The 22,479-nt window shown below is 68.2% G+C and carries 27 protein-coding genes and 1 tRNA gene; 15 read left to right on the top strand and 13 right to left on the bottom strand.

Annotation, left to right across the window (positions count from 1 at the left end):
- The first annotated feature begins 13 nt into the window (after nt 1-13).
- The 3 genes from L0977_RS08170 to L0977_RS08160 are packed head-to-tail and all read left to right on the top strand — an operon-like array spanning nt 14 to nt 3,019.
- Entirely contained in the window at nt 14-1,210 is a 1,197-nt protein-coding gene (locus tag L0977_RS08170) for an MFS transporter (RefSeq protein WP_234264365.1), read from the top strand.
- A complete protein-coding gene (locus L0977_RS08165; protein WP_234264364.1) occupies nt 1,207-1,710 on the top strand; it encodes a TRAP transporter small permease in 504 nt (167 codons plus the stop codon). The genes L0977_RS08170 and L0977_RS08165 overlap by 4 nt, the downstream gene beginning before the upstream one ends.
- Before the next feature lie 10 nt (nt 1,711-1,720).
- Nucleotides 1,721-3,019 carry a TRAP transporter large permease gene (locus tag L0977_RS08160; RefSeq protein ID WP_234264363.1) on the top strand — a complete coding sequence of 433 codons (1,299 nt, stop codon included), beginning with the start codon at nt 1,721-1,723 and terminating at the stop codon, nt 3,017-3,019.
- 25 nt (nt 3,020-3,044) lie between these two features.
- On the opposite strand, the gene L0977_RS08155 is transcribed toward L0977_RS08160, so the two are convergent.
- Nucleotides 3,045-3,686, bottom strand: a complete 642-nt coding sequence (locus tag L0977_RS08155) for a TetR/AcrR family transcriptional regulator (protein WP_234264362.1) — start codon at nt 3,684-3,686, stop codon at nt 3,045-3,047.
- A 120-nt stretch (nt 3,687-3,806) separates the two neighbouring features.
- Here L0977_RS08155 and L0977_RS08150 point away from each other — a divergent pair, with 120 nt between their 5' ends.
- The 8 genes from L0977_RS08150 to L0977_RS08115 are packed head-to-tail and all read left to right on the top strand — an operon-like array spanning nt 3,807 to nt 10,842.
- Nucleotides 3,807-5,126: an NAD(P)/FAD-dependent oxidoreductase gene (locus tag L0977_RS08150; protein WP_234264361.1), complete on the top strand. Its 1,320-nt coding sequence runs from the start codon at nt 3,807-3,809 to the stop codon at nt 5,124-5,126.
- Nucleotides 5,123-5,881, top strand: coding sequence for a DUF1365 domain-containing protein (locus tag L0977_RS08145; RefSeq protein ID WP_234264360.1), 759 nt, complete (start codon nt 5,123-5,125; stop codon nt 5,879-5,881). Before L0977_RS08150 ends, L0977_RS08145 begins: the two co-directional genes overlap by 4 nt.
- Nucleotides 5,878-7,140, top strand: coding sequence for an SAM-dependent methyltransferase (locus tag L0977_RS08140; protein ID WP_234264359.1), 1,263 nt, complete (start codon nt 5,878-5,880; stop codon nt 7,138-7,140). Before L0977_RS08145 ends, L0977_RS08140 begins: the two co-directional genes overlap by 4 nt.
- On the top strand, nt 7,137-7,715 hold the full coding sequence (locus L0977_RS08135) for a chalcone isomerase family protein (protein WP_234264358.1): 579 nt from the start codon (nt 7,137-7,139) through the stop codon (nt 7,713-7,715). The genes L0977_RS08140 and L0977_RS08135 overlap by 4 nt, the downstream gene beginning before the upstream one ends.
- A gap of 11 nt (nt 7,716-7,726) precedes the next feature.
- Nucleotides 7,727-9,022, top strand: a complete 1,296-nt coding sequence (locus L0977_RS08130) for an MFS transporter (protein ID WP_234264357.1) — start codon at nt 7,727-7,729, stop codon at nt 9,020-9,022.
- Nucleotides 9,019-9,588 carry a DUF3833 domain-containing protein gene (locus L0977_RS08125; RefSeq protein ID WP_234264356.1) on the top strand — a complete coding sequence of 190 codons (570 nt, stop codon included), beginning with the start codon at nt 9,019-9,021 and terminating at the stop codon, nt 9,586-9,588. The genes L0977_RS08130 and L0977_RS08125 overlap by 4 nt, the downstream gene beginning before the upstream one ends.
- Nucleotides 9,589-9,591: 3 nt before the next feature.
- A complete protein-coding gene (locus L0977_RS08120; RefSeq protein ID WP_234264355.1) occupies nt 9,592-10,383 on the top strand; it encodes an SDR family NAD(P)-dependent oxidoreductase in 792 nt (263 codons plus the stop codon).
- 3 nt (nt 10,384-10,386) lie between these two features.
- Nucleotides 10,387-10,842 (top strand): nuclear transport factor 2 family protein, encoded by a 456-nt coding sequence (locus tag L0977_RS08115; protein ID WP_234264354.1) that lies wholly within the window; start codon nt 10,387-10,389, stop codon nt 10,840-10,842.
- Between the two features lie 84 nt (nt 10,843-10,926).
- On the opposite strand, the gene L0977_RS08110 is transcribed toward L0977_RS08115, so the two are convergent.
- A tRNA-Arg gene (locus tag L0977_RS08110) sits at nt 10,927-11,002 on the bottom strand.
- 136 nt (nt 11,003-11,138) lie between these two features.
- Between L0977_RS08110 and L0977_RS08105 the strand changes: the two genes are divergently transcribed.
- The gene (locus L0977_RS08105; protein ID WP_234264353.1) at nt 11,139-11,990 is read left to right on the top strand and encodes a c-type cytochrome; all 852 of its coding nucleotides are present in this window, start codon (nt 11,139-11,141) and stop codon (nt 11,988-11,990) included.
- A 74-nt stretch (nt 11,991-12,064) separates the two neighbouring features.
- On the opposite strand, the gene L0977_RS08100 is transcribed toward L0977_RS08105, so the two are convergent.
- Genes L0977_RS08100 through L0977_RS25685 form a run of 4 tightly spaced genes read right to left on the bottom strand, consistent with a single transcriptional unit; the run spans nt 12,065 to nt 14,111 of the window.
- Entirely contained in the window at nt 12,065-12,619 is a 555-nt protein-coding gene (locus tag L0977_RS08100; RefSeq protein WP_234264352.1) for a DUF2946 family protein, read from the bottom strand.
- Between the two features lie 40 nt (nt 12,620-12,659).
- Complete coding sequence (locus L0977_RS08095) at nt 12,660-13,685, bottom strand: YheT family hydrolase (protein ID WP_234264351.1); 1,026 nt, start codon at nt 13,683-13,685, stop codon at nt 12,660-12,662.
- Nucleotide 13,686: 1 nt separating this feature from the next.
- Nucleotides 13,687-14,004 (bottom strand): YybH family protein, encoded by a 318-nt coding sequence (locus tag L0977_RS08090; RefSeq protein WP_442786622.1) that lies wholly within the window; start codon nt 14,002-14,004, stop codon nt 13,687-13,689.
- Complete coding sequence (locus tag L0977_RS25685) at nt 13,977-14,111, bottom strand: nuclear transport factor 2 family protein (RefSeq protein WP_442786621.1); 135 nt, start codon at nt 14,109-14,111, stop codon at nt 13,977-13,979. Before L0977_RS25685 ends, L0977_RS08090 begins: the two co-directional genes overlap by 28 nt.
- 136 nt (nt 14,112-14,247) lie before the next feature.
- Here L0977_RS25685 and L0977_RS08085 point away from each other — a divergent pair, with 136 nt between their 5' ends.
- From L0977_RS08085 to L0977_RS08075, 3 genes are read left to right on the top strand one after another with little or no spacing between them, the layout of a single operon-like run.
- Nucleotides 14,248-14,841 (top strand): LemA family protein, encoded by a 594-nt coding sequence (locus L0977_RS08085; RefSeq protein ID WP_234264350.1) that lies wholly within the window; start codon nt 14,248-14,250, stop codon nt 14,839-14,841.
- A complete protein-coding gene (locus L0977_RS08080; RefSeq protein ID WP_234264349.1) occupies nt 14,838-15,755 on the top strand; it encodes a TPM domain-containing protein in 918 nt (305 codons plus the stop codon). The genes L0977_RS08085 and L0977_RS08080 overlap by 4 nt, the downstream gene beginning before the upstream one ends.
- A 2-nt stretch (nt 15,756-15,757) precedes the next feature.
- Nucleotides 15,758-16,285: a TPM domain-containing protein gene (locus L0977_RS08075; protein ID WP_234264348.1), complete on the top strand. Its 528-nt coding sequence runs from the start codon at nt 15,758-15,760 to the stop codon at nt 16,283-16,285.
- Nucleotides 16,286-16,301: 16 nt separating this feature from the next.
- On the opposite strand, the gene L0977_RS08070 is transcribed toward L0977_RS08075, so the two are convergent.
- The 7 genes from L0977_RS08070 to L0977_RS08040 all read right to left on the bottom strand — a co-directional run bounded on the left by L0977_RS08070 (nt 16,302) and on the right by L0977_RS08040 (nt 22,463).
- The gene (locus L0977_RS08070) at nt 16,302-16,877 is read right to left on the bottom strand and encodes a cyclic nucleotide-binding domain-containing protein (protein WP_234264347.1); all 576 of its coding nucleotides are present in this window, start codon (nt 16,875-16,877) and stop codon (nt 16,302-16,304) included.
- A gap of 103 nt (nt 16,878-16,980) precedes the next feature.
- On the bottom strand, nt 16,981-17,397 hold the full coding sequence (locus L0977_RS08065; RefSeq protein ID WP_234264346.1) for a F0F1 ATP synthase subunit epsilon: 417 nt from the start codon (nt 17,395-17,397) through the stop codon (nt 16,981-16,983).
- Nucleotides 17,398-17,464: 67 nt separating this feature from the next.
- Nucleotides 17,465-18,871: a F0F1 ATP synthase subunit beta gene (atpD, locus tag L0977_RS08060; RefSeq protein WP_234264345.1), complete on the bottom strand. Its 1,407-nt coding sequence runs from the start codon at nt 18,869-18,871 to the stop codon at nt 17,465-17,467.
- Between the two features lie 18 nt (nt 18,872-18,889).
- On the bottom strand, nt 18,890-19,756 hold the full coding sequence (atpG, locus tag L0977_RS08055; RefSeq protein ID WP_234264344.1) for a F0F1 ATP synthase subunit gamma: 867 nt from the start codon (nt 19,754-19,756) through the stop codon (nt 18,890-18,892).
- Nucleotides 19,757-19,788: 32 nt separating this feature from the next.
- The gene (gene atpA / locus L0977_RS08050) at nt 19,789-21,351 is read right to left on the bottom strand and encodes a F0F1 ATP synthase subunit alpha (RefSeq protein ID WP_234264343.1); all 1,563 of its coding nucleotides are present in this window, start codon (nt 21,349-21,351) and stop codon (nt 19,789-19,791) included.
- A 56-nt stretch (nt 21,352-21,407) separates the two neighbouring features.
- Nucleotides 21,408-21,938: a F0F1 ATP synthase subunit delta gene (locus tag L0977_RS08045; protein ID WP_234264342.1), complete on the bottom strand. Its 531-nt coding sequence runs from the start codon at nt 21,936-21,938 to the stop codon at nt 21,408-21,410.
- Between the two features lie 54 nt (nt 21,939-21,992).
- Complete coding sequence (locus L0977_RS08040) at nt 21,993-22,463, bottom strand: F0F1 ATP synthase subunit B (RefSeq protein ID WP_234264341.1); 471 nt, start codon at nt 22,461-22,463, stop codon at nt 21,993-21,995.
- Nucleotides 22,464-22,479 lie beyond the last annotated feature (16 nt).

Raw genomic sequence — 22,479 nt, 5'->3', positions numbered from 1 at the left:
GGTCCGCCCCGCCATGACGTCCTCCGGCCACCTGGCCTCCACGCCCTCGGCCCCGCCGCACCTGTCACTGGCCTATGTGACGGGCGTGGCGAGCCTGGCCCCCCTGGGGCTGAACGTGGCGGTCGGCCTGCAGCCCGTGTTCGGCCAGACACCGCTGGACGGCAGCGGCCGCGCCGCGACCGTCGCGCTGTTGGCCCTGGGCCTCGGCCTGGGCCAGCCGGTGGCCGGCGATGCCGCGGACCGCTGGGGCCGTCGCGTCACCCTGCTGGCCGGCCTGGCGCTGGCCAGTCTGGGGGCCTGGCTGTGCGTGCTGGCCGACACGCCGGGCACGCTGATGGCCAGCCGGTTCCTGACCGGCCTGGGCCTGTCGACCTGCCTGGTGGTGCCGCGCACCTGCCTGCGCGACCTGCACGAGGGCGTGGCCTTGCAACGCAGCATGGCGGTGCTGGCCCTGGTCTTTGCCTTTCTGCCGGCGATCACCCCGCCCCTGTCCTGGGCCCTGGCCCAGGACAGCACCTGGCGCACCCCGCTGGGCCTGCTGGCGCTGCTGGTCGGCGCCGGGGCCCTGCTGGCCTGGCGCTGGCAGCACGAAACCCGGCCGGCGGGGACCCACACCCCACGCTGGTCGTCCTGGGGGCAACTGGCCCGCCAGCGGCCGTTGCAGCGCATCACCCTGGCCTTCGCCGGCATCGCGGCGCCGTTTTTCATCATCGCGGCGGCGGGTCCGGCGGCCTTGCAGGCGTCCACCGGCGTGGGCGGCGGCACCGCCGCCAGCGTGCTGGGCCTGAGCTACCTGGGCTTTGCCGTGGGCAACCACTGGGTCCGGCAGCGGGCCCACCGGCCCGGTGCCACGCTGTTCCGGCAGGGGCTGGTGCTGGCGGCGGCCGGTATGGCCTGCCTGGCCGGTTCGCTGCTCTGGCCCAGCCTCTGGCTCTGGACGCTGGCGCTGACGGTGTACGCCGTCGGCCACGGCATGGTGTTTCCAGCCGCCTTCGCCATGGCCCTGGGTGGCCACGCGCGGCAGGCCGGCCTGGTGACGGCCGGCATCGGCACGGTGCACATGTGCACCGGCGCGCTCTCGGCCTGGGCCACCCCCTGGCTGCCGCGCGCGCTGTCGGCGCACCAGGCCGTGGTCTTCAGCACAGCCACCATGACCTTGCTGGCCATCGCCGCCTGGTTTTTCATCCCCCATCACAAGGAAGCTTCATGAAACCGTGGATCGACCGCGCCCTGCTCGGGCTGCACACGATCGGCGCGGCCACCCTGTTCGCCCTCGTGGGCGTCATCGCCTACGACGTGGCGGGCCGCCTGCTGTTCAACCGCCCGTTCGCGGGCACCGCCGAGCTCACCAGCGCCGGCCTGGTGCTGCTGACCTTCCTGCAGGCCCCACACGCCATGCGCGAGGGCAAGCTGCTGCGGGTCACGTTCTTTCTCGACCGCATGCCGCCGCTGATGCGGCGCGCCCTGGACGTGGTGGCCTGGGGCATCGGCTGCGCGATCTTCCTGGTCTTCGTGGCCGCCGGCTGGGAACCGGCCATCGAGGGCTGGAAGAGCGCCGAGTTCTTCGGCAACGACGCCTTCCGCCTGCCCGCTTCGCCCCTGCGCTTCGGCACCCTGGTGCTCTGGCTGATCGGGGCCGCGGTCTGCATCGGTTTTGTGGTGGAGGCGCTGCGCGGCCGCGCCGCCACGCCGGCTTCCCCCACGCACTGACGAGGTATTCATGTTCATCGAAACCTGGGCCGCGCTGCTGGTGCTGGTCGTTCTCGTGATGGCCGGTGTGCCGGTCATCTTCGCTTTTGCCGGCAGTTCGCTGTTCGGCCTCTATGTCGCCCTGGGCGGCGCCTGGCCGGCCATGGACCTGGTGGGGCAGACCGCCCTGTCCGGCATCAAGGACTACAACTTCGTGGTCATTCCCTGCTTCACGGTGATGGGCATGCTGATCGCGCATTCGGGCGCGGCCGGCGACCTGTTCAACGTCGTCAACCGCCGCCTCAAGGGCGTGCCGGGCCGGCTGGCCGTGGCCACGGTGGGCGGCAACGCCGTGTTCGCGGCGGTGACCGGTGTCGGGGTGGCGGCTGCGGCAGCGTTCAGCCATGTGGCCTACCCCGTGATGCGCGACAACCGCTACAGCCGCAGCTTCGCCGCCGGCTGCATCGCCGGCAGTTCGGTGCTGGGGCTGCTGATCCCGCCGTCGGTGTTCATGATCGTCTGGGCCATCCTGACGGAACAGTCGGTGGGCAAGCTGTTCGCCGCGGGCGTGATGCCGGGCCTGCTGCTGGCCACGATGTACGCCGTGTACTGCGCGGGGTTCGCCAAGCTGCGGCCGCAGGCCGCCCCGGAAAGCCCCGAAGCCACGCAGCCCGCCGACCCGCGGCAGACCCTGGGCGCGCTTGGCGTGGGGGTGCTGATCGTGCTCACGCTGGGCGGCATCTGGTTCGGCTTTTTCACCCCCACCGAAGGCAGCGCGGTCGGTCTGCTCGGCGCGCTGGTCGTGGCCTGGCTCAAGGGCATGCGCTGGCGCGGCATGGGCCATGCCTTCCTGGAAGCGGGCCGCACGGTCACGCCGATCATGCTGCTGCTGCTCACGGCCACCATGTTCAGCAAGCTGGTGGCGCTCAACGGTCTGCCGCAGGAAGTGCAGGCGCTGCTGCAGGCCTGGGGCCTGGGGCCGGTGGGCACCATGCTGTTCATGGCCACGGTCTGGTTTTTCCTGGGCTGCATGATCGACAGCATCTCCATCATGCTGCTGACCGTGCCGATCTTCTGGCCGATCGCCGTCTCGCTCGGCATCGACCCGATCGTGTTCGCCCTGGTCGGCATCCTGGTGATCGAAGCCGGCGTGCTCACGCCGCCCTTCGGCATGAGCGTGTTCGTGGTCAAGGCCGCGGTGCCAGACCGCGAACTCACGGTGCGCGAGATCTTCGTCGGCGTCACGCCCTACTGGCTGATGATCCTGTTCCTGGCGTGGCTGATCTACGTCTGGCCCGCGCTGGCGACCTGGCTGCCATCGCGCATGTGACGACGGCCTGCGGGCGGTGGGCGGCTCAGGCGCTGCGGCCGCCCAGCCCGTCGAAGGTGGTCGACGTGACCCAGTCGACGATCTGCGCCGGCGTGTACTGCCCCGAGTCCTTGAGCAGCGCCACCACCGGATCGCAGGCACGGGCGAACAACGTGTAGAGCACCAGATCGGGCGGCAGGCCGGGGTTGAGCTGGCCGCGCGTCTGGGCCTCGGTGATCCAGGTACTCAACCGGTTGCTCAGCGCGATCAGCCGGTCCATGTAAGCCTCGTTGGCCTGCAGCGACGCGCTCAGGCTGGAGTTCTGCGCCGGCAGCGACGGCATTTCCCCTTCGAGCTGGGTCAACATGGCCCAACGCGTCACGGCCTGGAGCTGGTCGATGGCGCGCAGCGGCTGGCCACTGGCTGCCGCCTCGGCAGCCTGGGCGCGCAGGCCATCCACAAAGGCCAGGGCACGGTCGAGCACACCGACCATCGCGGCCCCGGCCAGCTCTTCCTTGGACGGAAACAGCTTGTACAGGCTCGCCTTGGCCAGGCCCGCTTCGGCCGCCACCTCGTCCACCGTCATGGCGTCGTAGCCCTTGGTCGCCAGCAGGCGGTTGACGGACGCGACGATGGCTTCCACACGCACGCGCTGGATCTGTTCTCGGATGGACGGTCGGGCTCCCATGCCCACATTCTAGACCATCGGGGTCACGACAAATACCCATAAGTGCAAAGCGGGAATTTGATGGACAAAACTTGAACTCATCAGTTCAAATAATGGTCATCAAGGTTTAGAGCGTTCAACATGCACCGCATCGCCGTCATCGGATCGGGAATCACCGGCCTCGCCGCCGCCTGGCGGCTGGCCACCAGCGCGCCCGGCGTGCGCCCCACGCTGTACGAGGCCGGCAGCCATTTCGGCGGCCACGCAAACACGGTGGACCTCGACCTCGACGGTGTCTGCCAGGGTGTGGACACCGGCTTTCTGGTCTACAACCAGCGCACCTACCCGCTGCTGACGCGGCTGTTTGCCGATCTGGACGTGGACGTCGCCGCGTCAGACATGTCGTTTTCGGTGCAAGCACCCGGCGCCGACGGCCGGCCCGGCCTGGAATGGAGCGGCAGCTCGCTCGGCGCGGTGTTCGCGCAGCGCCGCAACCTGCTGCGGCCGCGTTTCTGGCACATGCTGGCCGAGATTCTTCGCTTCAACCGCCTGACGACCGCGCTGGCCGAACGCGGCGCCGACGCCGGTTTGCAGCAGTCGATCGCCGAATTCCTGGACGCGCACCGCTTCGGTCCCACCTTCCGGCGCAACTACCTGCTGCCCATGATCGGCTGCATCTGGTCCTGCCCGACCGACCAGATGCTGCAATTCCCGGTGGCCACGCTGATCCGCTTCTGCCACAACCACGGCCTGATCCAAGTCACCGACCGGCCGCAGTGGTACACGGTGCGCGGCGGCTCGCGCCAGTACGTGCGGCGCCTGGTCGCCGCCCTGCCCGACGCCCGGCTGAACACCCCCGTACTGGGCCTGCGCCGGCTCGATCACGGCGTGCTGCTGCGCACCGCGCACGGCAGCGAGCAGTTCGACGCCGTGGTGCTGGCCTGCCACAGCGACCAGGCGCTGGCCTTGCTGGGCGATGACGCCACGGCCGCCGAGCGCACCGTGCTGGGCGCCATCCGCTACCAGCCCAACGAGGCCGTGCTGCACACCGACACCACGGTGCTGCCGCAGCGGCAGGCGGCCTGGGCAGCATGGAACTACGAGCGCGCGCCGCAGGCCCCGCAGGAGCAGGCGCGCGTGTGCCTGCACTACCTGATCAACCGGTTGCAGCCGCTGCCGTGGCAGCGGCCGGTGATCGTCTCGCTCAACCCCGCGCGCGCCATCGACGAAAACCAGGTGCACCGGCGCATCGCCTACAGCCACCCGGTGTTCGACCGCGCGGCCATCGAAGCCCAGCGCGAGCTGCCCTGGCTGCAAGGCCAGCGCCGCACCTGGTTCGGTGGCGCATGGTGCGGCTACGGCTTCCACGAAGACGGCCTGCGCGCCGGCCTGACCGCGGCCGACGGTGTGCTCGAAGCGCTGCGGAACTGGCCGACGGCGCCCCTCAGGGGGGCGGCATGAACCCCGGCGCACAGCCCATGATCGGGTTCGGCCAGGTCTGGCACCGGCGCCTGCGCCCGGCGGAACACACGTTCCGCTACCCCAGCTACTTCCTGCACCTGCCACTGCGCAGCCTGCGCGAGCAACCGGCCCCGGCGCTGCGGCGCAACCGGTTCGGCGCCCTCAGCTTCCACGACCGCGACCACGGCGAAGGCGGCGACGATGCGCTGGCCTGGTTCGAGGCCCTGCTGCAGCGCGAAGGCGTGCACGACGCCGACGGCGAGGTCTGGCTGCACACCTTCCCGCGCGTGCTGGGCTACGCCTTCAAGCCGGTCAGCTTCTGGTACGCGCACCGCGCCGACGGTTCGCTCGCGGCGGTGGTGGCCGAGGTCAACAACACCTTCGGCGAACGCCACGCCTACCTGCTGGCCGGGCCCGACCTGGCCTGGGGCCGCGAACAGACGGCGCACAAGGTGTTTCACGTCTCGCCGTTCTGCCGCGTGGCCGGGCAGTACCGCTTCCGCTTCGAGCGCCAGGGCACACACACCCTGGCGCGTGTCGACCTGCACGACGAGCAGGGCCCACTGCTGCAGACCAGCGTGGGCGGCGACCTCGAACCCCTGACCCCGGCCAGTGCGCGCCGGGCCTTCTTCGGCATGCCGCTGATGACGCTCGGCGTGATCGCCCGCATCCACTGGCAGGCGCTGCGCCTGTGGATCAAGCGCGTGCCCTTCTTCGCCAAACCCGCTGCGCCCGAGCACTTCGTCACCCGATGAACACCACCACCGCGCCCCTGACCGCCCCGGCCCTGCCGGCCCAGGCCCCCGTGGCCGCCCGCCGCGTGCTGCGCCTGCTCGAACGCCTGCCGCATGGGCAGCTCGACCTGCACCTGCCCGACGGCAGCCACCGGCGCCTGCCTGCCGGCGCGCCGGCCGACCCGTCGGCGCCGCACGCCACGCTGCGCGTGACGCACTGGCGGGTGTTCGAGCGCACACTCCAGTCGGGCGACATCGGGCTGGCCGAAAGCCACTTCGACGGCGACTGGGACAGCCCCGATCTGGCCGCCCTGCTGCGCCTGTGCCTGCGCAACCGCGAACACCTCGAAGGCGTGGTCTACGGCCACTGGTGGGGCCGCCTGGTCTACCGGCTGCGCCACCTGATGCGGCGCAATTCGCGCGCCGGCAGCGCGCGCAACATCCACGCCCACTACGACCTCGGCAACGACTTCTACCGCCTCTGGCTCGACCCCACCATGAGCTACAGCAGCGCCTGGTTCGAGGGCCGCGACGCGCGCGGCGCCGACCTGCAGGCCGCCCAGGAAGCCAAGGTGCGGCGCGCCCTGCGCGAGGCCCGGGTCGAGGCCGGTTCGCGGGTGCTGGAAATCGGCTGCGGCTGGGGCGGCCTGGCCGAAATCGCAGCACGCGAATTCAACGCCAGCATCACCGGCGTCACCCTCTCGCGCGAACAGCTCAGCTGGGGCGCGCAACGCCTGCAGGCCGCCGGCCTGACCGATCGCGCACAACTGCAGTACCTCGACTACCGCGACCTGCCGGCGCAGCACGCCGCCCAGCCCTTTGACGCCGTTGTCTCGATCGAAATGTTCGAGGCCGTGGGTCATGAATACTGGCGCGGCTACTTCGACACGCTGCGCGCCTGCCTCAAGCCCGGTGGCCGCGCCTGCATCCAGACCATCACCATCCGCGACGACCTGTTCGAGCGCTACCGCCGCTCGACCGATTTCATCCAGCAGTACATCTTCCCCGGTGGCCTGCTGCCCAGCGTGTCGGCCTTCGAGGCCGAAGCCCGGCGCGCGGGTTTCGTGGTCGAGAACCGGCTCGCCTTCGGGCCCGACTACGCCGAGACCCTGCGCCGCTGGCGCGAGGCCTTCACCCAGGCCGCCGACGAGGTGCGGCGCCAGGGCTTCGATGCGCGCTTCCAGCGCATCTGGCACTTTTATCTGGCCTACTGCGAAGCCGCCTTCGACGCCGGCAGCACCGACGTCGTCCAGTTCACCCTGCGCAAGCCCCAGCCATGAGCACCGCACGCCTGAGCCGCCGCCAGGCCCTGCGCTGCGGGGCCGCCGCCCTCGTTCTGACCGCCGCCACCATGTCCGACACCACCCTGGCTTCCCCCGCCCTGCCCACCGAGCTGCAAGACACCCTGGCCCAGGCCGGGCTGCGCGGCAGCGGCGTGCTGCGCTTCTTCGGCCTGCGCGTGTACGAAATCCGGCTCTGGACCCTGCCCGGTTTCGAGCCCGCGCAATACGCCCGCCATCCCTTCGCGCTCGAACTGGTCTACGACCGCAAGCTCGAAGGCGAGGCCATCGCCGAGCGCTCCATCGCCGAAATGCGGCGCGTGGCCCCGTTCAGCGACGAACAGGCGCGCACCTGGCTGGCGCTGATGACGCAGGCCTTCCCCGACGTGGCCGCGCAGGACCGCCTGCTCGGCCTGCACGACGGCCAGGGCGGCGTGCGCTTCTTCCACAACGGCCGGCCCACGGCGCAGATCGCCGACGCCGACTACGCGCACCGCTTCTTCGGCATCTGGCTCGCGCCACAGACCTCGGCCCCCGCGCTGCGCAACGCGCTGCTGGGCCCTTCGGCGTCCTGAACCGCCCCACCATGGCCGCCCTCGCCCTGCCCACCAAACGGCCCGCGCTGCCCTGGCGCACGGGCCTGGGCTATGGCGCGCTGGGCGCACCGCTGGCCTTCGTCTCGCTGCCGCTGTACGTGCACCTGCCGCACCACTACGCCAGTGTGGCCGGTGCGCCCCTGGCGGCGCTGGGCCTGGTGCTGCTGCTCACCCGCGCCCTGGACGCGCTGGTCGACCCCGCGCTGGGCCGCCTGGCCGACCGCCTGCTGCAACGTGGCCCGCGCCCGGCCTGGCGGGCCGCGGCCCTGGGCAGCGCGGTGCTGGCCATCGGCTTCGCCGCGCTCTGGCACCCGCCCGGCAGCACGCCCACGGCCTTGCTCCTCTGGCTCACCGCCACCCTGCTGGTCAGCACCCTGGCCTACAGCGGCGTGAGCATCCTGCACCAGGCCTGGGGCACGCGCTGGGGTGGCGACCCGCTGTGGCGCGCCCGCGTGGCAGCCTGGCGCGAAGGCGCCACCCTGGCCGGCGTGCTGCTGGCCAGCGCACTGCCCGCCTGGCTGGGCTTCAGCGCCACCAGCGCGGTGCTCGCGGTGGGGCTGGTGCTGGCCCTGGCCGCCCTCGGTCGCACCCGCTCCCCCACGCTGCACGCCGCCGCCACCAGTACGGCGCCGACCGGCAGCGCCCCGTCGCCCTGGTCCGACCCGGCTTTTCGCGCCTTGCTGGCGGTGTTCATGCTCAACGGGGTGGCCAGTGCGGTGCCGGCCACGCTGCTGCCCTTTTTTGTCGCCGACCGCCTGCAGGCCCCGGACCTGCAGCCGCTGCTGTTGCTGGCCTTCTTCGGCGCCGCCGCCCTGGGCCTGCCCTTGTGGGTGCGGGCCGTCGGCCGCTGGGGCCTGGCCCCCACCTGGCGCCTGGGCATGCTGGCCAGCGTGGCCGCTTTTGCGTTCACACCCTGGCTCGGCAGCGGCGACGGTCTCTGGTTCCTCGGCATCTGCCTGGCCAGCGGTCTGGCCCTGGGCGCCGACCTCGCCCTGCCTGGCGCCCTGCTGACCGGCGTGATCCACCAGGCCGGTGCCGGCCAGCGCCACGAAGGCCGCTACCTGGGCTGGTGGGCCTGCGCCACCAAGCTCAACCTGGCCCTGGCCGCTGGACTCGCCCTGCCGTTGCTGGCCGCCTGGGGCTACCGCGCCGGCGGCACCGACCCCGCTGGCCTGCAGGCGCTGGCCTGGGCCTACGGTGGCCTGCCCTGCCTGCTCAAGCTGAGCGCGGCCGGCTTGCTGTGGCGCTTTGAACACCGTCATCCCACATGGAGGCAAACCTCATGAAGACTCCTTGGATCCACCTCCGCCGCCGCGCCATAGCGGCGCTGGCCGCAGCGGGCCTCGCCGTCGCTTTGGCCGGTTGCGCCGGCCCCGACGTGCGCGAATACGCGAATGAAACCCCGCTGCTCGACCTGCGGGAATACCTCACCGGCCCGCTCACCGCCCAAGGCATCTTCACCGACCGGTCGGGCCGCGTGGTCCGGCGCTTCACCGTGCAGATGACCGGCCAGTGGAACGGCGACGAGGGCACGCTCGACGAACACTTCCGCTACAGCGACGGCAGCACGCAGCGCCGCGTCTGGCGCTTGCGGCACCACGGCGATGGCCGCTACACCGGCCAGGCCGATGACGTGGTCGGCGAAGCCAGCGGGCAGACGGCCGGCAACGCCTTTCACTGGACCTACACACTCGCGCTGCCGGTGGACGGCCGCGTGTGGAACGTGCACCTGGACGACTGGATGTACCGCATGGACGAGCGCACGGTGCTCAACCGCTCGGCCATGAGCAAGTTCGGCCTGCACCTGGGCGAGGTGACCCTGGTGTTCACCAAACCCGCGCCCGCGAACTGAGCCATGCCCTTGTTCGGCCCCCCGCTCAACCCGCCGCTGACCGACTGGCGCGGCCGCACGGTCTGGATCGTCGGCGCTTCGTCAGGCATCGGCCGCGCCACCGCCGCCTTGCTGCACCACCAGGGCGCGCGCGTCGTGGTCTCGGCGCGCCAGGCCGCGGCCCTGGACAGCTTCGTGCACGAACACCCCGGCAGCCTGGCCCTGCCGCTGGACGTGACCGATGCCGACGCGGTGCGCGCGGCTGCCCAGGCGGTTTCGACCCAGACCGGTGGCCCACCGCACCTCGTGCTGTACTGCGCCGGCCACTACCGGGCTCAGAAAGCCACCGCCTTCGACCTGAGCGACATGCAGCGCCACCTGGCGGTCAACTACGGCGGCGCCCTGCACCTGCTGGACGCCGTGCTGCCGCAGTTGCTGAGCGCGGGTCAGGGCCACATCAGCCTGGTCGGCAGCGTGGCCGGCTACCGGGGCTTGCCGCTCTCGCTCGCCTACGGTCCGACCAAGGCCGCCCTCAACAACCTCGCCGAAACCCTGTACCTCGACCTGCACCCGCACGGCCTGGGCGTTTCCATCGTCAACCCCGGCTTTGTCGACACGCCGCTGACGGCACAGAATGCATTCACCATGCCCGCGCTCATCACGCCCGAGCAGGCCGCTGCGGCCATGCTGCGTGGCTGGGCCCAGGGCCGCTTCGAGATGAACTTCCCGCGCCGCTTCACGCGTTGGGTGCGCCTGCTGCGCTGCCTGCCCGATGCGTGGTACTTCGCGGCGGTGCGCCGTATTACCCAGTCCTGAACCATGACCGCCGCCAGCCCCGACGCCCGCACCAACCGGCTGATCACCGCCTACGAGCAGCTCAGCCCCGCCAACCTTCCCACGCTGCTGGCGCTGTATGGCGAACGGGCCGCGTTCAAGGACCCGTTCAACGAAGTCCAGGGCCGCGACGCGATCGGCCGCATCTTCCACCACATGTTTGAGGCCCTGCACGATCCCCGTTTCCGGGTGGCGCACAGTGCCACCGAGGGCGACCACGCCTTCCTGACCTGGGCGTTTCGCTTCCAGCGCCGGGCGGGCAGTGCCGAGCTGTGCATCCACGGGGCCACCCACCTCGTGTTTTCACCGGACGGCCTGGTCGCGCTGCACCGCGACTACTGGGACGCGGCCGAAGAGCTTTACATGAAGCTGCCCGTGCTGGGGGCGCTCATGCGCGGGCTGCGGCGCCGGCTGGGCACACCACAGCCGGGTCTCGTATAGAAGAAGGGATCAGCGTCCCGCCGACAAACCTGCGCATGGAGGTCTGCATCACAAATGCTTGCGATTTCAGGACGGCAAAAAAGGTGGCGCGGCTGGCGGGGATCGAACCCACGACCCTTGGCTTCGGAGGCCAATACTCTATCCACTGAGCTACAGCCGCAACCTCGTGGATTCTAGCAGGCGGCCAAGAACGTCGCCGGCTGCCAAGGGGGGCTGGATATAATTGAGGGCTGTCCACTGCCCGCCAGCGGATTGCCCCACACCCAACCAGCGAGCCCATCGCCCCCGAGGACACCATGAGCGACCACGCGCACGATTCTCACACCGGCCCCATCAAGACGCCTGCCCAGTTGCTGTGGACGTCGTTTTTCGCGTTTGTGGTCCCCGTGTTCATCATCATCGGCCTCGTCTATTACGTCACCCGCGACGACAAGCCCGCCGCCGGTTCGGTGGATCCGGCCCTGGCCACGGCGCAGCGCATCCAGAAGATTGGTTCGGTCGAGCTGCGCGACGCCAACCGCCCGCTGCAGTCGGGCGAAGCGGTCTACACCGCCCAATGCGCGGCCTGCCACGCCACCGGTCTGGCTGGCGCGCCCAAGTTTGGTGACGCAGGCGCCTGGTCGGCCCGCATCGCCACCGGCTACGACGCCCTGCTGCACTCTGCCCTGAAGGGCAAGGGCGCCATGGGTGCCCAGGGTGGCGGCGCTTTCAGCGACGTCGAAATCGGTCGCGCCGTGGTGCACATGGCCAACGCCGGCGGCGCCAAGTTCGCCGAACCCCAAGCGCCGGCCGCCGCGGGCAGCGAAGCAGCTCCTGCTGCCGAAGCCCCCGCCGCTGCACCGGCTGCGGCGGCTCCTGCGGCCGAAGCAGCCGCTGCAGCAGCCCCCGCCGCCGCCAGCGCTTCGGTGGCCGGTGGTGGCGAGGCCCTCTACAAGCAGGCTTGCCAGGTGTGCCACGCTGCGGGCGTGGCAGGTGCCCCCAAGTTGGGTGACAAGGCGGCCTGGGCCCAGCGTGTGGGTGCCGGCCTCGACGGTCTGACCGCCAGCGCGCTCAAGGGCAAGGGCGCCATGCCCCCCAAGGGTGGCTCGTCCGCTTCCGACGCCGACATCAAGGCTGCGGTCGAATACATGCTGGCTGCGGTGAAGTAAGCCATTCGGCCCTTTTCACCCCCCAACCCAAAAAGCCGGTCTTCGACCGGCTTTTTTTGTGCCCCCTGCGATGCTCAGCCCGGAGCGCCACGGGCAGGGCTCGGATCGAAACCGCCGATCGCCGGCAGATCGATCTGCCGCACTGGCTCCGGCACCCACTGCCCCGCTTCCACCCGATCGGCCGCCACCGCCATGTCGGCGGTGTGCACACGTCCCAGGCCCAACGGTGTGCGCAGATACAGGTGCCCCGCCTCGTCGATCAGGCAGGCCTGCACCTCGCCCGCCGGCGTGCCCGTGTGCGCCACGACCTGGCCATCGGGTGGCAGGCGCCAGATGTAGGGCGTGGCTTCAAGCTCGACAAACACCCGCTGCGGGCCGTTCTGGAAAAACCAGCGACCTTGTGCATCGGCGGCGTAGTTGCGCTGGATGAATTCGATCAGCTTGTCGTGCCGCAGCATCGATCCCTTCGCAGCAGGTCCCTCATCGCCAAACAGCAGGGCAAAAGGGCCTTGCGCCTGTGTGCGGTCGTCGCGCATGTACCAGTGGCCCCGGGCATCCAGGCCCAGCCAGCCGTAGCAGTCGGGCACGTTCGGCCATTTGGCCATGGCCGCTTTCACGATTTCGTCCATGGATCTCCTCGATTGACAGGCCCGCAGACCGGGCGGGGTTTCACACATGGGCCAGCAGCCAGCGGCCCACGGCCTCCGGCATCGCACGCACATGCACGGACCAGCGCCACGGCGGGTCGGCCACGGGGAAACCCACGTGCCCGCCCTGCGCGGGTTGCCAGAGCGTAACGCCCGCAGCCACGTCTGCCGGACCCGGCAACGAAGCGGCCGGCACGAACGGGTCGTTGAGCGCGTTGAGGGCCAGCGCCGGCACCCGGATGGCGTGCAACAGCGGTTTGGCGGAAGCCCTTGTCCAATAGTCCTCCGTGTTCCGGAAGCCATGCAGGGGTGCGGTGAACACGTTGTCGAACGCGTACAGGTCGCGGGCGGCCAGCAGCGCATTCCGGTCGAACAGCCCGGGGTGTTGCGCGAGCTTGGCCAGGGCCTTGGGCACCATGGTGCGCAGGAACATGCGGGTGTACACCAGCCGGTTGAAGCCGCGCCCGATGGCCTGCCCCCCGGCCGCGAGATCCAGCGGCGAGCAGATGGCCGCCACGGCTTTCACCACGGCGGCGGCCTGTGTCCCCTGCTCTCCCGCCCAGCGCAACAAGGCATTGCCGCCCAGCGAGACCCCTGCCGCCAGCAGGGCACGATCCGGCTGGGCTGCGGCCAGGCGCCGCAGGATCCAGTCGATCTCGGCATGGTCTCCCGAGTGGTAGGCCCGGGGCGCGCGGTTCAGCTCACCGGAACAGCCACGGAAATGCGGCACCGCCAGCGGCACGCCCCACGCCTCGGCCACGTCCGCAAAGGCTTCGGCATAGGCACTCGCCGAAGAGCCTTCCAGCCCATGAAAGAGCACCAGCATCGGTGCACCGGGAGCGCTCGCGTGCGCGGTGGTGTCGACATCGATGAAATCGCCGTCGGGCGCTTCCCAGCGTTCGCGCGCCCATACCACCGCACCACGCGCCGGCACCAGCCGGCGGCGCGCCTGTGTCGCGGCCCAGATGGTCTGCGCGTTGCCCCCCGGCAACCACCAGGGAGCGCGGTACGACGCCGCAAAGCGCGCGGCGGCCAGATCCTCCGCCATCTCAGTGCAACAGCGCGGCCTGCCCTTCGGCCGCTTCCTGCGGCTCTTCACCGCGGCCGGGGCTCGCATGGTGCGCCACCAGACGCCACCCTTGCACCGTTTTGGCATAGACGTTGGTCGCGACCACCCAGGCCTGCTGCCCACCGTCGTTACCGGGCAGATCCACCCGCTCGGCCACGCTGTGCACACTGCACGAACCCGCGTCCAGACGCCGCACCCTTTCGGCATGCACCCGCAACGGCCCGTCTGCCAGCAGCTGACCATAGACCGCACGCACCGCTGCATGGCCGATCAGGCGCGCCCCCCCGGATGCACGCACACCACGTCGTCTTCATCGGCCCAGCAGGCCATCACCCGCTCAAGATCACCGTGTTGCAAGGCTTCGTAAAAGGCATGCTCGACCTCGTCGGGCGTGTTCGGGAGCATGCGGGGTTTGCGGGCAGCGGGCATATCGACACGGGAGCGTGAACTTTGAGGGGGCGAGGCCGTTCGCTGCGAGGGCGCGCGAAAGCCGCATGCCAAAATGGTAACGGCACATCCCCTCTTGAACGGAGTTTTCATCATGCAGCGACTCACCCTCGTGCTGATTCTGCTGTGGTCCAGCCTGCTGGCCGGCTGCGGCTACAACGATTTCCAGCGCCTCGACGAAGAAAGCAAGTCGGCCTGGGCCGAAGTGCTGAACCAGTACCAGCGACGGGCCGACCTGATCCCCAACATCGTGGCCACGGTCAAGGGGGAGGCCAACTTCGAGCAAGACACCCTCACCCGCGTCATCGAAGCCCGTGCCCGTGCCACCGGCATTCAGGTCACCCCCGAAACGCTCAACGACCCCGAAGCGATGGCGCGCTTCCAGGCCGCCCAGGGGCAACTCACGGGGGCGTTGAGCCGGCTCATGGTGGTCGCCGAGCAATACCCCAATCTCAAGGCCAACCAGGCGTTTGCCGACCTGCGCGTACAGCTTGAAGGCACCGAAAACCGCATCAGCGTGGCCCGCAACCGCTACATCCAGTCTGTCCAGGCCTACAACGTGCTGGTGCGCAGCTTTCCCTCCAACCTGACCGCCAAGGCCTTCAGCTACGCCCCCAAGGCGGGTTTCCAGGTGGCGAACGAGGCGGCCGTCTCTGCCCCGCCGCAGGTCGACTTCGAGAAGAAGTGATCCGCAAGATGCCCTGGCTCTGGTGGCTCGCTCTGGCGGGCTTCTGGGGCCTGTGCCTGCCGGCATTCGTTCAAGCCCAGGCATTGCGCCCGGTGCCTGCGCTCAGCGCGCGGGTCATCGACCAGACCGACACGCTGGCTGGCACCCAACGCACCGCCATCGAACAGCGCCTGGCCCGTTTCGAACAGGAACGCGGCACCCAGATCGTCGTGGTGATCGTGCCCACCACCGCCCCCGAGGACATCACCGACTTCACCCAGCGCCTCGGCGATGCCTGGAAGATTGGCCGCTCCGGCGTCGGCGACGGCCTGCTGTTCGTCATTGCCAAGGACGACCGCAGCATGCGCATCGCCCCGGCCAAGGCACTGGAAGGCGCCATCCCCGACGTCCTGGCTCGCCGGATTCTTGACCAGGCCGTCGCTCCCGCTTTCCGGCGCGGCGACTACGCTGGCGGCATCAACGCCGGCCTGGATCAGCTCCAGGCGCGTATCGTCGGCGAAGCGCTTCCCTTACCCGCCGCGCAGCCCGACAGCCGCCCCGCCGACAGGGTGAGCGGGTTCGACCTGTTGGTTTTCATGGCCTTCGCCGTGCCCATGTTCGCTTCCGTGCTGCGCAATTTTTTTGGCAACCGCTTCGGTGCGCTCCTCACCGGTCTCGGCGCGGGCGGGCTCGCCTGGATCTTGACTTCTGTAGCCTGGATTGCCGTAGGCGCCGGCATCGTCGCCCTCGTGGCCGCGCTGTTGCTGCCTTTGTTGCCCGTGTCTTCCGGCGGGGGCCGGGGGGGCGGTCGCGGCCCCTGGGGAGGTGGAGGCTCCTCCGGCGGCTGGGGTGGCGGCGGCTTTGGTGGCGGAGGTGGATTCGGTTCTGGCGGGGGCGGCAATTTCGGCGGCGGTGGCGCCTCTGGGCGGTGGTAGCCATGGCAGCCTGGTTCACCCTGATGCGGCACCGCTGGTGCGACAGCCGCGACACACGGCGGCGCATCCCCGACGACATGGCTGAGCGCCTGAGTGCACGCATTGGCGCCAGCGAAGCACGGCACACCGGCCAGGTCCGGATCTGCGTGGAAGCCGCCTTGCCCACCGACCTGCTGTGGCGCCAGGGGCCGCGCTGCACCCTGGCCCCACTGGTGCGCGAGCGGGCTCTGTTCTGGTTCGGGCAGTTGGGGGTCTGGGACACCGAACACAACAATGGGGTGCTGATCTACCTCTTGCTCGCCGAACAGGCCATCGAGTTCGTGGCCGATCGTGCCCTCGCCCGCCACGTGCCGCCCGAACAGTGGCAGGCGGCGGTCGATCACCTCCGCCTTCACCTGCAGGCCGGTGACTTTGAAACAGGCCTGACCCAGGCGCTCGGCGAGGTTTCTGCGCTGCTGGTTGCCCACTTTCCGGCACACGCCGGTCAGCCGTCCGCCAACGAACTGCCGAACACCATCGTCCGGGTCTGAACCGTACGCTGTCCGCTCAGTCTTGACGCGGAATGCCCGTGCGGTTGTTCATCACCACATGCAGCTCCTGCTGCAGCGCCTTGTTCATCTGGGCAAAGGTTTTGAGCTTGCGCGTCGTTTCGCGCAGGTGATCGGCCGTGCGCTTGGCGATCGCCAGTGCGAGCCGCGCGCCGACGCGGGGTTCTGCCTGCAGCAGCCGCATCATCGCGGCGCGCGACAGAATCGCCACCGACACATCGGTGATGGCGGTACAGGTGGCCGAGCGGGGTGCCCCGTCGATCAGCCCGAGCTCACCGATCAGGCTGCCTGGCCCCTGTACGCTGACGACAATGTTCTCGGCGCCCCCCTGCGCGCCTTCGACCGCCACATCCCCATCCAGCACCAGGAGCATGAAGTCGCTGCGCTCGGCCTCTCCCTCGCGGATGAAAACCGTGCCGGCCTTGACCCGTTTGGGGCGCATATAGCGCACAACCTTCACCGCATCGGCCAGCTTGAGCTCGTCCAGTGCCGAACGGGTCACCAGCAGGTGCGCCGCCAGTGCTTCCGGCCCAAGCTCCGGGTTTTCGAACATCGAAGGCAGCGTGCTGTCCATGGGTGGAGACCTCATGCTTGGCAAGCATGCACCCAAAAAGCGCGTGCCAAACAAAAGACCGGCTCAGGGCCGGTCTTTTCAGAGATGCTTCGCCAAGGACGAATCACTTCTTCTGGCGGTATTTGCGCAACGCCGCGATCTGGGCGGCCATGACAGCCAGCTCCGACGTGGCTTTGGCCAGGTCAAGATCGCTCTTGGCATTCTTGAGTGCCTCTTCGGCGGCCTTCTTGGCCTCGCTGGCCTTGGCTTCGTCCAGATCGTGACCGCGAATGGCCGTGTCGGACAGCACCGTGATGCAGTGCGGCTGCACTTCCAGAATGCCGCCAGCGACAAACACGAATTCTTCGCCGCCGTCGGCCTTCTCGATGCGCACGGCACCGGGCTTGATGCGGGTGATCAGCGGAATGTGGCCAGGCAGAATGCCCAGTTCACCCGCTTCGCCCGGCAGGGCCACGAACTTGGCCTCGCCCGCAAAGATGGACTCTTCGGCGCTGACCACATCGACGTGGATGGTGCTCATAGGGACTCCAGTGGAAAGGGAACAGGTGGCTCAGTGGACGGGCCTCGCTCAGCGAAGCCCTGTGCCATCAGGCGACCTTCTTCGCCTTTTCGAAGGCTTCGTCGATGGTACCGACCATGTAGAAAGCCTGCTCCGGCAGGTGATCGCACTCACCGTTGGCAATCATCTTGAAGCCGCGGATGGTTTCCGACAGCGGCACGTACTTGCCGGGCGAGCCCGTGAACACTTCGGCCACGTGGAACGGCTGCGACAGGAAACGCTGGATCTTCCGGGCGCGGGCCACGGCCAGCTTGTCTTCCGGCGCCAGTTCGTCCATGCCCAGAATCGCGATGATGTCGCGCAGTTCCTTGTAGCGCTGCAGCGTGCCTTGCACGGCGCGGGCGGTCTCGTAGTGCTCCTGGCCCACCACCAGCGGGTCCAGCTGGCGGCTGGTGGAGTCCAGCGGGTCCACGGCAGGGTAGATACCCAGGGCGGCGATGTCACGCGACAGCACCACGGTGGAGTCCAAGTGGGCGAAGGTGGTGGCGGGCGACGGGTCGGTCAAGTCATCGGCCGGCACATACACTGCCTGGATGGAGGTGATCGAGCCGACCTTGGTCGACGTGATCCGCTCTTGCAGCCGGCCCATTTCTTCGGCCAGCGTCGGCTGGTAGCCCACGGCCGAAGGCATGCGGCCCAGCAGGGCAGACACTTCGGTACCGGCCAGGGTGTAGCGGTAGATGTTGTCCACGAAGAACAGCACGTCACGGCCTTCGTCGCGGAAAGACTCGGCGATGGTCAGACCGGTCAGGGCCACACGCAGACGGTTGCCCGGGGGCTCGTTCATCTGACCGTAGACCATGGCCACCTTCGACTCGGCCAGGTTCTCCAGGTTCACGACGCCGGAATCGGCCATTTCGTGATAGAAGTCGTTCCCTTCACGGGTCCGCTCGCCCACACCCGCAAACACCGACAGACCCGAGTGAGCCTTGGCGATGTTGTTGATGAGTTCCATCATGTTCACGGTCTTGCCCACACCGGCACCACCGAACAGACCCACCTTGCCGCCCTTGGCGAACGGGCACACCAGGTCGATCACCTTGATGCCGGTTTCCAGCAGTTCTTGCGACGGCGACAGTTCGTCGTACTTCGGCGCCTTCTGGTGGATGGAGGAAGTCAGGCCCTGATCGATGTCGCCGCGCTCGTCGATCGGGTTGCCCAGCACGTCCATGATGCGCCCCAGCGTGGCCTTGCCCACGGGCACCGTGATCGGCGCATGGGTGTTGGTCACCTGCATGCCACGGCGCAGGCCGTCGGACGAACCCAGCGCAATGGTGCGCACGACGCCATCACCGAGCTGCTGCTGCACTTCCAGCGTCAGGGTGGAGCCTTCCATCTTCAGGGCGTCATAAACGCGCGGCATCTGGTCACGGGGGAATTCCACGTCCACCACGGCGCCGATGCACTGAACAATCTTGCCTTGTACTTGAGCCATTTGTCGCTCCAATAAAAATTAAACTGCGGCGGCGCCGGCCACGATCTCGGACAGCTCTTTGGTGATGCCGGCCTGACGGGTCTTGTTGTAGACCAGCTTGAGCTCGTTGATGACGTTGCCTGCGTTGTCGGTGGCTGCCTTCATGGCGACCATGCGGGCCGACTGCTCGGATGCCATGTTCTCAGCAACCGCCTGATAGACCAGCGCCTCGACGTAACGCACCAGCAACTCGTCGATCACGGCAGGCGCGTCGGGTTCGTAGATGTAGTCCCAGTCACCGCCTTTGGCGCCTTCCTGCAGGTCGGCGGCCGACAACGGCAGCAGCTGTTCCACCACAGCTTCCTGCTTCATCGTATTGATGAACTTGGTGTAGCTCAGGTAGACGGCGCTGATCCGGCCCTCGGTGTATGCATCGAGCAGCACCTTGACGGGGCCGATCAGTTTTTCCAGATGCGGCGTGTCGCCCAGGCTGGTCACGCTGGACACCACCTTGGCACCGACCCGGTTCATGAAGCCCAGACCCTTGTTGCCAATGGCCACCACTTCGGCGGACTGGCCCTTGGCCTGCACGTCCTTGAGCTGGTTCGTCACGGCGCGCAACACGTTGGTGTTGAGACCACCGCACAGACCCTTGTCCGTGGTGACGACGACAAAACCCACGGTCTTGGCGTCGTTCGACTGCATGAACGGGTGCGTGTACTCCGGATTGGCCTTGCTCAGGTTGCCCGTGATCTGACGCACCTTTTCGGCATAAGGCCGGGCCGCACGCATGCGGTCCTGCGCCTTGCGCATCTTGGAGGCGGCCACCATTTCCATGGCTTTGGTGATCTTCTTGGTGTTTTCCACCGATTTGATCTTGCCGCGGATTTCCTTGCCTGCTGCCATTGCTGCTCCTTAAGCTGGGATCAATGGGCGGTTCAGTACGTACCGGTCTTCTTGAAGTCGGCGATGGCTGCGGTGAGCTGGGCTTCGGCTTCCTTGTCCTTGTCCAGCGCCTTGCCGGCTTCCATCTTCTGCAGCAGGGCCGCGTGCTTGTCCTTCAGGAAAGCGTGCAGCCCGCCTTCGAACGACAACACCTTCTTGACCTCGATATCGTCCATGAAACCCTTGTTCACGGCGAACAGCGAAGCTGCCATCAGACTGATGGGCAGCGGTGCGTACTGAGCCTGCTTGAGCAGTTCGGTCACGCGGGCACCGCGATCGAGCTGCTTGCGGGTCGCTTCGTCCAGGTCGGAGGCGAACTGCGCGAAAGCGGCCAGTTCGCGGTATTGCGCCAGGTCGGTACGGATACCGCCGGACTGCTTCTTGATCAGATCGGTCTGCGCGGCACCACCGACGCGCGACACCGAAATACCGGCGTTGATGGCGGGACGGATACCAGCGTTGAACAGGTTGGTTTCCAGGAAGATCTGGCCGTCGGTGATGGAGATCACGTTCGTCGGCACGAAGGCGGACACGTCACCAGCTTGCGTTTCGATGATCGGCAGTGCGGTCAGCGAACCGGTCTGGCCCTTGACCTCACCCTTGGTGAAGGCCTCGACGTAGTCGGCGTTCACGCGGGCCGCGCGCTCCAGCAAGCGGCTGTGCAGATAGAACACGTCGCCAGGGTAGGCTTCGCGACCCGGCGGGCGGCGCAGCAGCAGCGACACCTGGCGGTAGGCCACGGCCTGCTTGGACAGGTCGTCGTACACGATCAGGGCGTCCTGGCCGCGATCGCGGAAGTACTCGCCCATGGTGCAGCCGGAGTAGGCCGACAGGTACTGCATGGCAGCCGACTCGGAAGCCGAGGCGGCCACGACGATGGTGTAGTCCATCGCGCCGGCCTGTTCCAGAGCACGCACCACGTTCTTGATGGACGACGCCTTCTGGCCGATGGCGACGTACACGCAGGTCATGTTCTGACCCTTCTGGTTGATGATCGCGTCGATGGCCACCGCCGTCTTGCCGGTCTGGCGGTCGCCAATGATCAGCTCGCGCTGGCCACGGCCAACGGGCACCATCGAGTCGATCGACTTCAGGCCGGTCTGCACGGGTTGGTCCACCGACTTCCGGGCGATCACGCCCGGGGCGACCTTTTCGATCACGTCGGTGAGCTTGGCGTTGATCGGACCCTTGCCGTCGATCGGCTGGCCCAGCGCGTTGACCACGCGGCCGATGAGCTCGGGGCCCACGGGCACTTCCAGAATGCGGCCCGTGCATTTCACGGTGTCGCCTTCGGAGATGTGCTCGTACTCGCCCAGAATCACGGCGCCCACGGAGTCACGCTCGAGGTTCAGCGCCAGGCCAAAGGTGGCAATGCCGTCCTTGGTGGCCGGGAATTCGAGCATTTCACCCTGCATCACGTCGGAAAGACCGTGGATGCGCACGATGCCGTCGGTCACGGACACCACGGTGCCCTGGTTGCGCACATCGGTCGAAGCGGCCAGGCCCTCGATGCGGGACTTGATCAGTTCAGAAATTTCTGCGGGATTGAGTTGCATGACTCTTTCCTTCTTTCGTTAAAAGGATGCGGACCAGGGGAGTGAGTCCCTTGGGCTCAAGCCGTCAAGGCCACTTTCATTTGTTCCAGCCGGGCCTTGACCGACGTGTCGAGCACCTCGTCCCCCACCACCACGCGCACACCCCCGATCAAATCGGGTTGCAGCTGGACTTGCAGGTGGAGCTTGCGACCAAAGCGCTTTTCCAGAACACTCGCCAGCTCCGCGAGGGCGGCGGCATCGATGTCGAAAGCGCTGTAGACCACGGCATCGGACGTGCCCTGCTGCGCATTGACCAGCGCGCGAAACTGCGAGGCCACCTCGGGCAAAGCCGTGAGGCGACCGTTTTCGAGGACCGTGCGCAGGAAGTTCTGGCCGATCGTTGGCAGCGCCGACTTGAGCACGCCGGTGATGACACCGAAAACCTGCTCGGCGGAAAACTTCGGGTTGTCGGCAAACTGGCGCAACTGGTCATTGACCGCAACAGCGGCCAGTTCATCGAGCCAGGCGCAAGCGCCTGCCGCGTCGGCGCCCGCAGCCTTGAACAGGGCTTCGGCGTAGGGGCGGGCAATGGTGGCGAGTTCAGCCATGTTCTACCTTTGGGAAGCAGCGTGTGTCTGGAGGAGCGACAAGAGCCAAACGGCTCAGAGCTCGGTCTTCAGGCGGCCCAGCAGCTCGGCGTGAACACCGGCGTTGACCTCGCGGCGAAGGATCTGCTCGGCGCCCTTGACGGCCAGTGCAGCCACTTCTTCGCGCAGGCTCTCGCGCGCCTTGATCACTTGCTGTTCCGCCTCCTGGCGGGCAGCAGCCACGATCTTGGCAGCCTCGTCCGATGCACGCGCCTTGGCTTCCTCGATCAGGGTCTGGGCGCGGCGCTCGGCATCGGCCAGACGGGTGGCCGATTCGTTGCGCGACTGGCTCAATTCGGCCTCAACCCGCTGATTGGCAACCGCCAGCTCGGACTTGGCCTTGTCGGCCGCAGCCAGGCCTTCGGAAATCTTCTGCGCACGCTCATCCAGCGCCTTGGCGATCGGGGGCCACACGAACTTCATCGTGAACCACACCAGGATCGCGAAAACAATGGCCTGCGCGAAGAGGGTTGCATTGATATTCATCGCAACGCCTTTCTGT

Source organism: Hydrogenophaga sp. NFH-34 (genome assembly GCF_021401345.1).
GTDB lineage: Bacteria > Pseudomonadota > Gammaproteobacteria > Burkholderiales > Burkholderiaceae_C > Hydrogenophaga > Hydrogenophaga electricum.
This window is presented reverse-complemented; position numbering and strand designations above follow the sequence as displayed.